Raw genomic sequence first — 12,723 nt, forward strand, 5'->3', positions numbered from 1 at the left:
GGAATAACGATATAAAAAATCACCATTTTGTAAATAAATAGCGATTTTTTGTCTGTTTTTGCAAAATTTATGTGACTGTTGTCGAAGGATTTGATATGGTAATGTTAGATTGATAGTGAAGGTGAATGCCAATGTGGAAATCAATTATACTTGTATTGATTGCCATGACAACATTCATTGGGGGAATGTTGTTATGGCAATGGAAAGCCTATTCTAAGCAAAATAACTTAAATAATGAATCTACGGAAAGAGCAATTCAAGAAATTACTGTTCATTCTAATGAAAAGGAACTGCAAATTTCTCAAAAAATAATTGGGCTTACGTCAGGAAAGGAATATAAGGTTTCAAAGCCGGATTCGCTTTTCCATTGGTCTTGTAAGGATAAAGAAGGGAAAGCATGTGATTCGGGGGATGAAAATCCTAATACCTTTAAAGCGAATCAAAATCAGTTAGTATTTGAATACACGATACCCGTACAAACGAATGGTTCTGCCTTTTTATTAAATGAATGGGTGACAAACATACCTGATCTGGCTATAACTAGCTCTTCAATAGAAATTATCGATAAGGCGAGAAGGGGAGGGACTTGGATAGCTGGTGCCCCGATAAAGGGATACAAGGAAATGGATTTAATCGATTATTATTATTTTGACGGAATTGGAATCCCATCTTCCTTGTATTGGCAGCCTAAACCAATTCAAAAGAAGCAGAGTGAAATGGAGAAGGTTTTTTTATATGGCAGCCAAGGATTAGAAAATATGAATCATTTTCAAGAAATAAAAAGCTTAAAAGGATTTCCTTTTGTTTCTGTTGTTTTTACTGACCAATATCATGAAGAAAACGGAAAAGGAATCATGATAGTAAGCCCTAATACAAATGAAGATGAACTTAAACAAAAATTAATCAATTATTATTTCGAGAAAAAATTTAAAGATATTTCTAAGGACCAATACTGGATAATAGATGTTTTTACTTCATATACGATTAATGAAGCAGCAAAGACTACAAAGGGTAAAGCAATACTGGAAGAATTGGGTAATAAACTTTCTGAAGAGGAATTAAATTCTTTTTTTAAAAAAGCTAGCGAATGTTCAGAAATGTTAACTCTGAAACAATTAGATCATTACTTAAGCGAGCTAAAAGGATGGAAATCAAAGTTTTTTATATCCAATGGAGAAAGGACAGACTCTATTATTCCTCTCTACTTTTATGATTTTAGAAAAGTTATCGTATCTGGTAAAGAGGAAAAGGGGATTGAGGTTGTTATTGACCAAGAAAAGAGACTATTTCCATTTGTTCAAACAATGGAAGCTCTTGGATATGATGTGCAAGTTCTATCTGATAAAGAGACGATTTTTTTAGCAAAAGGGAGAAACAGCTATAGATTCTTTTTGAACCAAAACATTTTTATTTATAATGAAGAGGATTATGGTTTATTAGAAAGTCCATTATTAAATATAAATGGTAATATTTATATGAATAAAGAGTGGATTGAAACATTATTTAAGGTAAATATAGAAGTAGGCAACGAAGAAATTAATATTTCTTTGTAAAACATAAATAAGCTGGAAATTAAAAAACCCTGCAGAATTCTGCAGGGTCCTTCTATATCCATTTATAGGATAGAAGGCAAAGGGAGAGGAGAAACCGGAGGAAGAACTTATGGGGAAACGTAAGTCTTCTCCGCGGTTGGCAACAACATCCTCGAATAGATGCTGTTACTAACATTATCTCCACAATAGTTTTGGATATACACGATTAAGGATAATTTTTTCCATCAATAGAATCCGAATTATGAAATTCAAATATTTTAGTTTGAGTTAGGAAAATACGAGGTAAAACAAGTTGGCGATTGGGAAATAATTATGATAGGATAGGAAGGAAAAAATGATTCTGTTCTAAAGTAAGTGGTGATTAAAATGAGAGTAGTTTCTGGAACAATGAAAGGGAAAATATTAAAGGCAGTACCAGGTAATTCAACTAGGCCAACCACAGATAAAGTGAAAGAAGCCATCTTCAATATTATTGGACCTTATTTTGACGGTGGAATGGGACTAGATCTTTTTGCCGGAAGTGGTGGTCTCGGAATCGAGGCATTAAGTAGGGGTGTAGATAAGGTTATTTTTGTGGATAAGGATGGTAAAGCGATTCAGACTATTCATGAAAATGCAAAAACTTGTGAAATTGAGGAAAAAGTTGAAGTTTATCGAAATGAAGCAGAAAGAGCGATTAAAGCTTTAATAAAAAGGGAACTAACTTTTGATATTATTTTTTTGGATCCTCCCTATAAAAAGCAGCAGCTTTTAAAGCTTCTCGAAATAATAAACGAACATAACCTGCTTAGTGAATATGGTACTATCGTTTGTGAGCATGGCTCTGAAATACAGTTGCCTGATAATGTGGGGAAATTGTTCAAACAAAAACACGAGACATATGGAATAATTGCTATTACCATATATAAATTTTAAGGGGGATTTTTATGGGCGGTATCGCGGTTTGCCCTGGGAGTTTTGACCCGATTACATACGGACATGTAGATATCATTCGAAGAGGGGCCAAGGTTTTTGATCAAATTCATGTTGTTGTACTAAACAATTCTTCAAAAAATCCGCTATTCACTGTAGACGAAAGATTAGAGTTGATAAAGGATGTAACAAAGGAGATTCCAAATGTTACTGTTGCATCTTTTCAAGGCTTGCTTGTCGATTATGCAAGCAATGTGAAAGCAAGTGCCATTATTCGTGGGCTTAGAGCAGTTTCTGATTTTGAATATGAAATGCAAATTACATCAATGAATCGAGTATTAAATGATACAATTGAAACCTTTTTTATTATGACTAATAACCAATACTCTTTCTTAAGCTCTAGTATTGTAAAAGAAGTTGCTAAATATAATGGTAAAATTTCTGAGCTAGTGCCTCCAACTGTTGAAAAGGCATTGAAAAATAAATTTCAGGATTAAAACGAACGAGCACAATTTGTGCTCGTTTATTTATTTTATAATAACCAATTACAGATGTTAGTACTTGCTATCTTTCCTGGCAAGTAAAATGGTATAGGCTAATAATGCAAAAATTGTAATAAGAGGACCAATCTCGGTCAAGACAGCAAACCATTTTTGCAGCCAAGAATCTTCACCTATTAAGGAAACAGGGATCGCCTTAGATGGCTGCTCAGAATTATAAAAACGCTCGAAAACTGGATTCCAGAGGATAGCTGTATAGATTGCTGCAAATAAACCATGAAAGATTCTAGCAATAAAGAATGGTTTAAAATCAATATCTGTTTGGGCAAGTATACTTGCTACTTGCGCTTGAACACTAAACCCACTGAAAGCTAATATGAAACTAGTAATGACTGCTTGCTGCATTAATGTGGCTTCTTGAACTTGGCTAGTCATTTGACTGCCAAGTGTTATTTCGAAAATTCCCGAAATAAAGGGGGTGCTTAATTCAACAGGTAAGTGAAAAGCTAATAATATAACTTCTAATCCACTCGCTAAAAAAGCAGTAATTCCGAGGTGAAATAATAATTTATTTATAACAGAAAATAGAATAATAAATCCTCCAATCATAAGCAATGTTCGAATGGAAGACATAACCGCATCGCCAAGCAGTTTTCCAATTGGACGATTATCATTAATTCTTGTACGGTGGAGAACTGACAATGCTTGTTTAAAAGATGGTGTTCTTTTTTTTCCTTGATTAATAGTTCCTTTGTTTTGTCCATAAAATCTCATTGTAAGTCCTACGGTAAAATTGCCAAGATAATGAGCTAATGCAAGAATAATTCCTAGTTTAGCATTATTAAAGAAGCCAACAGAAACAGCTCCAAAAATGAATAATGGATTAGAGCAATTTGTAAAGGAAACCAAGCGTTCAGCTTCCGTTTTTGTTATTTGGTTTTCTTGTCTTAGTCTTGCTGTTAATTTTGCACCTGCTGGGTATCCAGATGCCATCCCCATGGCCCAGACAAATCCTCCTACTCCTGGAACTCTGAATAAAGGGCGCATAAGTGGTTCGAGAAGAACACCTATAAACCTTACTACTCCGAATCCAATTAGCATTTCTGAAACGATGAAAAAAGGTAGCAGGGAAGGAAATACAATTTCCCACCACATATTTAAACCTCTAATTGAAGCATCAACTGACTCTTGAGGAAAAGATATGAGTGCAATAGCCATCATCGTAACGGAAAGTGCAAGAATGATTGTTTTTAATTTGGAACGAAACACAGGCAAAGCCTCCCTCAAAAGATGAACTAGCTTTTTTGTCAGCTTAACGAAAATACATAAATATGAAATGCACCATTTATGTAATTTTCGAACTGCATATGTTAATAAATATTGTAAAAAGGTGAATAGTAATAATGCCATTAATATCTGCATTAATATCTGCACTACTTGTCAGCCTTGTCCTCTATAAATCAATATACTCATAGAATATTAAAATAGACCATAAGATTGAAACATGATAAAGTATCAGCAATTAGATATACATCTAGTTACTTACTTACATGGAGTATTATTTAAAATTTGAATAGGCAGATAAAAAATATGTACTATGGATTGGAAGGAGGAATTCTTTTTGCAGCGGCCGAGAATAGGATTGGCACTCGGATCAGGTGGAGCTCGCGGCTTCGCTCATTTAGGGGTTATTAGGATATTGAAAGAAGAAGGAATTCCAATTGATTTAATCGCTGGCAGCAGTATGGGGGCAATGGTCGGCTGTTTTTATGGAGCAGGTCTTAATATTGATCGTCTTTATAAATTGTCAAAGGCTTTTAAACGTAAGTATTATCTAGATTTTACCATACCCAAAATGGGCTTTATTGCAGGAAAAAGGGTAAAGGAGCTCATTCGAGTATTTACTCATGGAAAGACACTGGAACAATTGGAACTACCCGTAAGTGTTGTTGCGACAGATTTAATGACAGGAGAAAAGGTAGTATTTACGAAGGGGTCGATTGCAGATGCGGTAAGAGCAAGCATTTCCATTCCTGGCATTTTTGTTCCTGAAAAGCTAAATGGCCGTCTTCTAGTTGACGGGGGAGTTGTAGATCGAGTTCCTGTATCTGTTGTAAAGGAGATGGGGGCAGATATTATCATTGCTGTAGATGTTTCCCATGTAAAAATAAATACAGACATTACCACTATTTATGATGTAATCATGCAAAGTCTCGACATCATGCAAATGGAATTAGTTTCACATAGGGAAATAGAGTCTGATATAATGGTGAGACCAAGAGTAGAAATGTATAGTTCAAGAGCATTTACAAATATTGAAGATATTATTCGAATTGGAGAAGAGGAAACTCGCAAGCATATTGATAAAATAAAAGAACTTATGAATGAATGGAAGGAGTTTCCTAATTAATGAAAAAGAAATATTTTTTACGTTCCTTTGTAATTGCAGCAATTATCCTAATGTTAAGCTCCTTCTACTATTTGCCATACTACGTATCAAAACCTGGAATGGCTAAAGAGCTTGAACCGATTATACAGGTTGAGAATGGACATGAAGAAGAAGGCAGTTTTATGCTAACGACAGTGAGAATGGGAAAGGCGAATATTTATTCATATGCAATAGCAAAGCTAAGTAAATATCAGGAAATTTTCCCTATAGAAGCAATTAGAAGAGAGGAAGAAACGGAAGAGGAATATAATGTCCGCCAGCTGCATTTAATGGCTACCTCTAAGCAAGCTGCTATCGAAACAGCTTATAAAAAAGCAGGAATTCCAATTAAATACGATTATAATGGGATTTTTGTTTTAAATGTATTCCCGAATATGCCTGCTGATGGAAAGCTAAAAGCTGGAGATCGAATTTTTAAAGTTGATGGAAAGGAATTCGAATCTTCGGAGCAATTTATTACATATATTTCTGGGAAAAATGAAGGCGATGAAGTTGTATTTACGATAGAACGACTTAAAGAAATTAAAGAAGTTAAAATTTCTTTAACAAAGATTCCGGAAACCGGAAAAATAGGTGTTGGAATTGCATTAGTTGACGATAAAGAAATTGAGGTTACACCGAATGTAACAATTAATACTGAAGAAATTGGCGGTCCATCTGCAGGTTTTATGTTCTCATTAGAAATATATAATCAACTAGTTAAAGAAGATTTAACTAGAGGCTATCAAATTGCTGGAACTGGAACAATTGATTCGAATGGGAATATAGGGAAAATTGGTGGAATAGAACAAAAAATTGTTGCAGCCGATAAAGCGGGTGCTGAAATCTTTTTTGCTCCAAATGAAAATGGAGCTAATGATTCAAACTATCAAGCTGCAGTAAAAACGGCGGAAGATATAAAGACAAATATGAAAATTGTACCGGTAGATACATTTGATGAAGCAATTGAATATTTGCAAGAGTTAAAAACAAAATAGCGGCAAAATGCCGCTATTTTTGTTAGCTAATAGGAAAGTTTAAGTTTATTAACGTACTAAAGTATAGTGTGCTTTCAATTAAATATCTTCTAACAAGATCGCATAAGAAAAACTAAGGATTCGCCAAAAATGACTTGGCGAATGCCAAGTTTATCTAAGAAAATTAATTTAAAATGAGAGGCGGCTGCTTGAATTCCATTTCAAGCAAGCGTTGTTGATTTTTTCTTGTACCTAATGCGTATATTCTAGATGCTCTAATATCAAGCATGATCTGCTCATTTTGCTGTAGGGAAAGCTTTGAAATTAATGGTAGGCTTAGTTGCGATTTATGTTTGTTTAAATACACTCTGCCTTTAGTTGTCATTCCCAATAATCTTAAATAGGATGCTTTTTCAACTTTCCTATCCATTTCATTTTTAGTAGTATTCGTTAATATGTGAACACATGCCCTTTGTAATCTTGTCCAAGTATAGCGTTTTGTTTTTAGTTTTTCCATAAATTGTTTGAAGGTATAAGACTCTAAAGCTGTTGAGATCAGTCGATTCTCTAGTCCTTCTTCAACTTCGTAAATGTTTTTTAGCTGAGCTGGTGTTGTCTGAACTAACCGAAATTTTAATAAAGGAAAGTACTGCTCCCAGTCATGGAAGTGACCATATTCTTCTTTATACTCAAGCAAGCTATTATATGATGTCTCAGGCATATACTGTCTAACGGAAAAAATATCCCCATTTTCAGAGAATAACGCTTTTCTAATGCTTGTTGCACTCGCAATCGTCTCGGATGAAAAATAAGCATCATGGTAATCAGCATTTTTTCTTGATACAGTAAAAACATTAATAGAAGCCTGTTGTTTTTGTACAGATAGTATGTATTGGTAACCTAAAATATTATTTGGCTTAGACAAATCAAGCATGTCTTCATTAGGCGTAAGATCATGAAAGGCTAGAGCTGTTGCTCTTGGATAACTATTGCCTTGAGCAATATGGTATTTCACTTTTTGTTGAAAAAGTTCGTTATTATTTTTGAGAAAACCAATGGTTTGATAGAAGCTGTCAATATTTCCTGATTCACTGCCAAAGCATAAGGAATTGCATCCAGCTGCTTCTAGAATGGATACAGCACCACTTGCAAATGAATCAGCCTGTTGTGTAGCAAAAATATACGGTAGTTCAAATACGATATCTGCGCCAGCTTTTAAAGCCATTTCAGTTCGTTTCCATTTTGATACTAAAGCTGGCTCACCGCGCTGTAGGAAATTGCCGCTCATTGCCGCAATAACAATATCTGCATTTGCTTGTTCTTTTGCTACATGTAGATGAAAGGCATGCCCATTATGGAAAGGATTATATTCTACGATTACGCCAACAGCATTCATTAATTTATCTCCTTATTTTTTGTTTAAAAAGAAGAGAGGGAGTGAAGGATAAAAAAGGATGGCTGAAAAAGGATAAAAGGGTTAAAATAATCTGATAATGATCACATTATACTGTAAAGAAATTTTATTGACAAATAATTATTTGAAAGCTATAATTACCTTTGTTGCCTTGGGGTGAATCATATGAAATGGACTTTAAGTCAGTTACAAAAAAATCGAAACAAGGAATTTCTCATCGATGAATTTATTGATGTTGCCGATATCAAAGCAATTGATTCGACAATCAGAGATGCTTCACCAATGAAAATTACTGGAAGAGCGGATATTGATTCTGCTAAAGTGACCTTTCATTTAAAAATAATTGGTCATTTAACCCTGCCTTGCTCTCGTACTTTAGTTGACGTAAATTTCCCAATTAATGTAGAAACTACTGAAACTTTTCTCTTAAAGAGTTTCGACTTCGAAACAGAAGAGGAAATTCACCAAGTAAAAGGTGATTTAATTGACCTAATGCCGGTCATTCAGGAAATCCTGCTACTCGAGGTTCCAATGCAAGTGTTCTGCGAAGATAGCAGCGAAGAAGGAGCTCCTCAATCTGGAAATGATTGGGAGGTCATTCAAGAGCAAGATAAAAAGGATTCCATCGATCCTCGTCTTGCCGGACTTGCTCATTTTTTTGGTCAAAGTGATCCTTCTTCCGATTCATAATTGGAGGAAAAACAAAGAAGCAATTGAAGAACTAGAGTATGCTCTGGCCTTCATAACTTTCTTAGTGAGTGTTTAAAAAGGAAGAAAATCCTTTTTGAAAACAATATCTCTTATTCTCTTTAAGGAGGTGGGAAGAATGGCTGTACCTTTTAGAAGAACTTCTAAAACTGCGAAAAGAAAGCGTCGTACCCATTTTAAATTACAGGTTCCAGGTATGGTAGGTTGCCCTAACTGTGGTGAAATGAAACTTGCTCACCGCGTATGTAAGGCTTGCGGAACATACAAAGGAAAAGAAGTTGTTAACAACTAAATTCCATATTGATAAAAGCACAAGAACGATATGTTCTTGTGCTTTTATCGTTTTTTACAGTATTTTAGATTAATGGAATAACCACTTTATTGGGATATGTGAAATAATTTTTGTTACGATGAAGATGATAGAATAAAGCAGAGGAAATAAAATGATTTAATGGAGGATCTTATGAAACCGTACATAGTGGAAGAATATGATGATGGAATATTGTTGTTTACTATTAACAGACCGGAAAAAAGGAATGCGGTAAATTATGAAATTATGGATGGTTTGGAGCATGCACTTAATTTGGCAAATGACGAAAAGGTTAAAGTGTTTGCTATTACAGGTGCGGGAGACCAGGCATTTTGTTCAGGAGGCGATTTATCTGCTTTTCATAGCTTAAGAACGGAAGATGAAGCCTTTGAGATGCTAAGTAGAATGTCCGATTTACTAGTCAAGCTATTCTATTTACAAAAACCAACCATTGCACTACTAAACGGGACGGCCGTTGGTGGTGGTTGTGAGCTAGCTTCTGCTTGTGATTTTCGGATTGCCAGAAAGAATGTGAGAGCAGGGTTTATCCAAGGAACTTTAGCTATTACAACAGGTTGGGGAGGAGGAACTTTTGTAACTGAGAAGCTATTGCCAGCAAATGCTATGAAGATGTTAATGGAAGCATCACTTTATGATGCTGAGCAATTAAAGGATCTAGGATTTGTTCAAATGATTACAGATGGTGATTTACTGGAAAGCAGTAAGCATTTTTTGGATAAAATGCTTCTTTTAGAAGGGAGTGTTTTAGGGGCGTATAAAATGATGTTCATAAATAAATGGGAAAAAGCTTGTCTTAAAGAGAGAGTTAACAAAGAAGTCCGCAGATGCTCTGAATTATGGGAAGATGAAGCACATCACAAGCAGGTTGCAAAATTTTTAGGTAAAAAGTAAAGGAACTTTGCAATTCTTTGTAAAGATTCAAGCAGGATATCAGTCTATCTTTTCTAGCATAAGCATATGTATAAATAAAAAACAATAGGAGGGATATTCCGATGTCTTCAACTCGTCAGGATGCTTGGTCTAATGATGAAGATTTGCTGCTTGCTGAATTGGTGCTTCGTCATATTAGAGAAGGGGGAACACAGCTGCAAGCATTTGAAATGGTAGGGAAAAAGCTTTCGAGAACTGCAGCAGCTTGTGGTTTTCGCTGGAATTCATATGTAAGGAAACAATATAAATCAGGCATTGAACTCGCAAAAAAACAGCGAAAAGAAAGAAAATATAATCATCAAATTGATAATTCGGAGGAGTATGTAGAATCAGAACAACCATCCTCCACACTTGAAGTTCCTCCGGTTTATAATGATGAAAATAAAAAAATATTAGCATTTGAAGATCTGGTCAGCTATTTAAAGGTGCTTTACGATAGGGCTGAAAAATATGGTTTGCAAAGCGAAGATATTACATCATATGAAAATCGAATTCAGCAACTCGAAAAGCAATTGTACTATCTTGCATCAGAAAATGAAAAGTTGATAAAAGAATTAAATACGATCGAGAAGGATTATAAAGCATTAATAGAAATAATGGAAAGAGCTAGGAAAATGGTTGGATTGAGAAATGACATTACTCAAGCCAAGGTTTAACTTTATGGGGAGTATTTAGAAAGCGGACAAAATTTGTCCGCTTTTCTATGCTATTAGGGATTTAGAGGTTTAATCTCGTTCTAATACGACTGTTCCTTAACGCCTTCAGGAATCCAAACAAGCGGATTTTCACCCCTGTCACGTTCCATATCATAATGAACGGAGGAGAAGCCCTTTTTAAGCCAAAAACCAGCTGATTTTACTCTTGGATTTGTCTTTATAGGAAGACCGAAACTTTTTGCAAATTCAACGAGCGCATTTCCGTAGCCTTTATTCTGATAATCAGGAATAACCTCAAGCTTCCATAACTCTAAATAATCTTGGGAAGGATCGAAATATCTGTCAAATTTTTTTTCCACTTGATAAAGACTCATTCTTGCAACTAATTTATCTCCAAAGTAAATTCCGTAAAAGGGGGACTTACTATCGTTTTCGATTATATTGGCTTCTAGGTCTTCGAACATTGATAGCTCTTGTAAACCGTATTCTTTGAACTTTTTAAATTCTTCCAGTGTTTTGTAATTTACAATTAACTTTTCCACTTTATAGTCCATTTGTTTTCCTCCTCCGTTGAAGTCTTTAATAACATTACTAGCCTAATCTATATTTGTTTTAACTAAAAGATGCAGGTGAGTCATTTCTATAAAACTTATTATATAACAAAAAAACTAATAATTCTGCATGTAATTGAAAATCAGTCCCATATCTAAATATTTCTAGAAGGATGTGTAATAAAAAATTCGAAAGCGTTTACAAATTAAGAAGGAAAAAGACAGAAGATTGTAGAAACATATAATGTAGTATCAATTATGAAATTTTAGATTTTTTTAACAACTTTTTTTACATCATGAGTATAGAAAGGGGAGAGAGTGTGCAGAAAATATTAATTGCAAATAGGGGAGAAATTGCTTTAAGGATCATAAATACTTGCCATGAAATGGGAATAGAAACAGTCGCTGTATATTCTGAAGCAGATAAGGATTCACTTTTTGTTAAAAAGGCGACTTACGCATTTTGTATCGGAGAAGCGCCTGTAAATAAATCTTATTTAAAAACAGATGTGATTCTTGAAATCGCTAAAAAAGAAGCGGTAGATGGCATCCATCCTGGTTATGGTTTTAATTCTGAAAATGCAGATTTCGCAAGGGCAGTGAAGAAAGCAGGAATCATATTTATTGGTCCTGATCCTGAAACAATTGAATTAATGGGGGATAAAATTGTTTCAAGGAGAACAATGATGGCTGCTGGTGTTCCTGTAGTACCTGGAAGTGAAGATGGTACATCTACTATTGAAGAGGCAAGTAAACTTGCAGAGTCGATGGGATACCCTGTAATGCTGAAAGCGAGTGGTGGAGGTGGAGGGATTGGAATGGTGCGCTGCGAAAATGAGCAAGCGCTCGCCAAATCCTTTGAATCTACAAAAGCCCGTGCTAAAGCCTATTTTGGTTCTGATGAAGTTTTTGTTGAGAAATATATCGAAAACGCTAGACATGTTGAGGTTCAAATTTTTGGAGATCATCATGGCCAGATCGTTCATTTGTTTGAAAGAGACTGCTCAATACAAAGACGGCACCAAAAGGTGGTTGAAGAATCTCCTTCCCCATTCCTGTCAGAGAATGGGAAGCGAAAAATGTATGATACAGCTCTTCAGGCAGCTGCAGCTGTTAACTATAAAAATGCAGGAACGATTGAATTCATTGTAGATGAAAAGGAGAACTTCTACTTTTTAGAAATGAATACTAGGCTTCAAGTAGAGCATCCAGTTACAGAACAAATTACTGGACTTGACCTTGTTAAATGGCAAATTCTTGTGGCCCAAGATGAAAAACTACCGCTGCTTCAAACAGATATTAAAAGCTCAGGTCATTCAATCGAATTTAGATTGTATGCAGAAGATCCAATAAGCTTTCTACCTTCACCAGGGAAAATTGAATTGTTTGAATGGAATAGCTTCCATGGGGTACGTGTAGATCCTGGGTATGAGTCAGGCTCCATTGTGACACCTTTTTATGACCCGATGATTGCAAAATGTATTATACACGGAGAAACAAGGAATGATGCAATCGTGAAGGCAAGTGAATTTTTCAACGAGCTAAAAATTGAAGGAATAAAAACAAATGCACCACTTTTTTATGAAATCTTGAAGGACCCTGAATTTCAAAAAGGTAATTATTCCACTAGCTTCTTAACACAAAAATCTTTTATCGCAGATTAACGGGCAGTAAGACCCCCACTTCAAGTTTGCGAGAGAATCGAAGAAACCTAAGTGGGGGATCAACTGTCCGTAAAGGCCATAAAATGAACACAGACTAAA

Annotated in this window: 13 protein-coding genes; 10 read left to right on the plus strand and 3 right to left on the minus strand. The window is 35.1% G+C overall.

The features are described from left to right. Positions 1-131 precede the first annotated feature (131 nt). The 3 genes from FSZ17_RS09250 to coaD all read left to right on the plus strand — a co-directional run bounded on the left by FSZ17_RS09250 (position 132) and on the right by coaD (position 2,962). The gene (locus tag FSZ17_RS09250) at positions 132-1,553 is read left to right on the plus strand and encodes a stalk domain-containing protein (RefSeq protein ID WP_057769608.1); all 1,422 of its coding nucleotides are present in this window, start codon (positions 132-134) and stop codon (positions 1,551-1,553) included. 366 nt (positions 1,554-1,919) lie between these two features. After that, positions 1,920-2,468, plus strand: a complete 549-nt coding sequence (gene rsmD / locus FSZ17_RS09255) for a 16S rRNA (guanine(966)-N(2))-methyltransferase RsmD (protein WP_057769611.1) — start codon at positions 1,920-1,922, stop codon at positions 2,466-2,468. An 11-nt stretch (positions 2,469-2,479) separates the two neighbouring features. Continuing rightward, complete coding sequence (coaD, locus tag FSZ17_RS09260) at positions 2,480-2,962, plus strand: pantetheine-phosphate adenylyltransferase (RefSeq protein WP_057769613.1); 483 nt, start codon at positions 2,480-2,482, stop codon at positions 2,960-2,962. Positions 2,963-3,019: 57 nt separating this feature from the next. On the opposite strand, the gene ylbJ is transcribed toward coaD, so the two are convergent. Beyond that, positions 3,020-4,234 (minus strand): sporulation integral membrane protein YlbJ, encoded by a 1,215-nt coding sequence (gene ylbJ / locus FSZ17_RS09265; RefSeq protein WP_057769616.1) that lies wholly within the window; start codon positions 4,232-4,234, stop codon positions 3,020-3,022. 352 nt (positions 4,235-4,586) lie between these two features. Here ylbJ and FSZ17_RS09270 point away from each other — a divergent pair, with 352 nt between their 5' ends. Both FSZ17_RS09270 and FSZ17_RS09275 read left to right on the plus strand, forming a co-directional pair. Continuing rightward, the gene (locus FSZ17_RS09270; protein ID WP_057769618.1) at positions 4,587-5,375 is read left to right on the plus strand and encodes a patatin-like phospholipase family protein; all 789 of its coding nucleotides are present in this window, start codon (positions 4,587-4,589) and stop codon (positions 5,373-5,375) included. Then, on the plus strand, positions 5,375-6,391 hold the full coding sequence (locus tag FSZ17_RS09275; RefSeq protein WP_057769620.1) for a SepM family pheromone-processing serine protease: 1,017 nt from the start codon (positions 5,375-5,377) through the stop codon (positions 6,389-6,391). Before FSZ17_RS09270 ends, FSZ17_RS09275 begins: the two co-directional genes overlap by 1 nt. Before the next feature lie 163 nt (positions 6,392-6,554). On the opposite strand, the gene FSZ17_RS09280 is transcribed toward FSZ17_RS09275, so the two are convergent. Then, positions 6,555-7,766, minus strand: coding sequence for a nucleotidyltransferase (locus tag FSZ17_RS09280; RefSeq protein WP_057769621.1), 1,212 nt, complete (start codon positions 7,764-7,766; stop codon positions 6,555-6,557). 183 nt (positions 7,767-7,949) lie between these two features. Here FSZ17_RS09280 and FSZ17_RS09285 point away from each other — a divergent pair, with 183 nt between their 5' ends. From FSZ17_RS09285 to FSZ17_RS09300, 4 genes are all read left to right on the plus strand, one after another. Beyond that, a complete protein-coding gene (locus FSZ17_RS09285; protein ID WP_057769623.1) occupies positions 7,950-8,474 on the plus strand; it encodes a YceD family protein in 525 nt (174 codons plus the stop codon). A gap of 136 nt (positions 8,475-8,610) precedes the next feature. After that, positions 8,611-8,784: a 50S ribosomal protein L32 gene (gene rpmF / locus FSZ17_RS09290; protein WP_057769625.1), complete on the plus strand. Its 174-nt coding sequence runs from the start codon at positions 8,611-8,613 to the stop codon at positions 8,782-8,784. Positions 8,785-8,955: 171 nt separating this feature from the next. Then, entirely contained in the window at positions 8,956-9,714 is a 759-nt protein-coding gene (locus tag FSZ17_RS09295) for an enoyl-CoA hydratase/isomerase family protein (protein WP_057769627.1), read from the plus strand. 101 nt (positions 9,715-9,815) lie between these two features. Continuing rightward, the gene (locus FSZ17_RS09300) at positions 9,816-10,409 is read left to right on the plus strand and encodes an RsfA family transcriptional regulator (RefSeq protein WP_057769629.1); all 594 of its coding nucleotides are present in this window, start codon (positions 9,816-9,818) and stop codon (positions 10,407-10,409) included. 80 nt (positions 10,410-10,489) lie between these two features. Here the strand turns inward: FSZ17_RS09300 and FSZ17_RS09305 are convergent, their stop codons facing one another. Then, on the minus strand, positions 10,490-10,963 hold the full coding sequence (locus tag FSZ17_RS09305) for an N-acetyltransferase (protein WP_057769631.1): 474 nt from the start codon (positions 10,961-10,963) through the stop codon (positions 10,490-10,492). A gap of 317 nt (positions 10,964-11,280) precedes the next feature. Between FSZ17_RS09305 and FSZ17_RS09310 the strand changes: the two genes are divergently transcribed. After that, the gene (locus FSZ17_RS09310) at positions 11,281-12,624 is read left to right on the plus strand and encodes an acetyl-CoA carboxylase biotin carboxylase subunit (RefSeq protein ID WP_057769633.1); all 1,344 of its coding nucleotides are present in this window, start codon (positions 11,281-11,283) and stop codon (positions 12,622-12,624) included. Positions 12,625-12,723: the final 99 nt, after the last annotated feature.

Origin of the sequence: Cytobacillus dafuensis (genome assembly GCF_007995155.1) — a bacterium.
Classification (GTDB): domain Bacteria; phylum Bacillota; class Bacilli; order Bacillales; family Cytobacillaceae; genus Cytobacillus; species Cytobacillus dafuensis.

Bases quoted from the DNA above. Each gene is read 5' to 3' on its own strand.
- rsmD (WP_057769611.1), top strand. From the start codon at position 1,920: ATGAGAGTAGTTTCTGGAACAATGAAAGGGAAAATATTAAAGGCAGTA.
- FSZ17_RS09285 (WP_057769623.1), top strand. From the start codon at position 7,950: ATGAAATGGACTTTAAGTCAGTTACAAAAAAATCGAAACAAGGAATTT.
- FSZ17_RS09280 (WP_057769621.1), bottom strand. From the start codon at position 7,766: ATGAATGCTGTTGGCGTAATCGTAGAATATAATCCTTTCCATAATGGG.
- FSZ17_RS09305 (WP_057769631.1), bottom strand. From the start codon at position 10,963: ATGGACTATAAAGTGGAAAAGTTAATTGTAAATTACAAAACACTGGAA.
- FSZ17_RS09300 (WP_057769629.1), top strand. From the start codon at position 9,816: ATGTCTTCAACTCGTCAGGATGCTTGGTCTAATGATGAAGATTTGCTG.
- FSZ17_RS09250 (WP_057769608.1), top strand. From the start codon at position 132: ATGTGGAAATCAATTATACTTGTATTGATTGCCATGACAACATTCATT.
- rpmF (WP_057769625.1), top strand. From the start codon at position 8,611: ATGGCTGTACCTTTTAGAAGAACTTCTAAAACTGCGAAAAGAAAGCGT.
- FSZ17_RS09295 (WP_057769627.1), top strand. From the start codon at position 8,956: ATGAAACCGTACATAGTGGAAGAATATGATGATGGAATATTGTTGTTT.
- coaD (WP_057769613.1), top strand. From the start codon at position 2,480: ATGGGCGGTATCGCGGTTTGCCCTGGGAGTTTTGACCCGATTACATAC.
- FSZ17_RS09275 (WP_057769620.1), top strand. From the start codon at position 5,375: ATGAAAAAGAAATATTTTTTACGTTCCTTTGTAATTGCAGCAATTATC.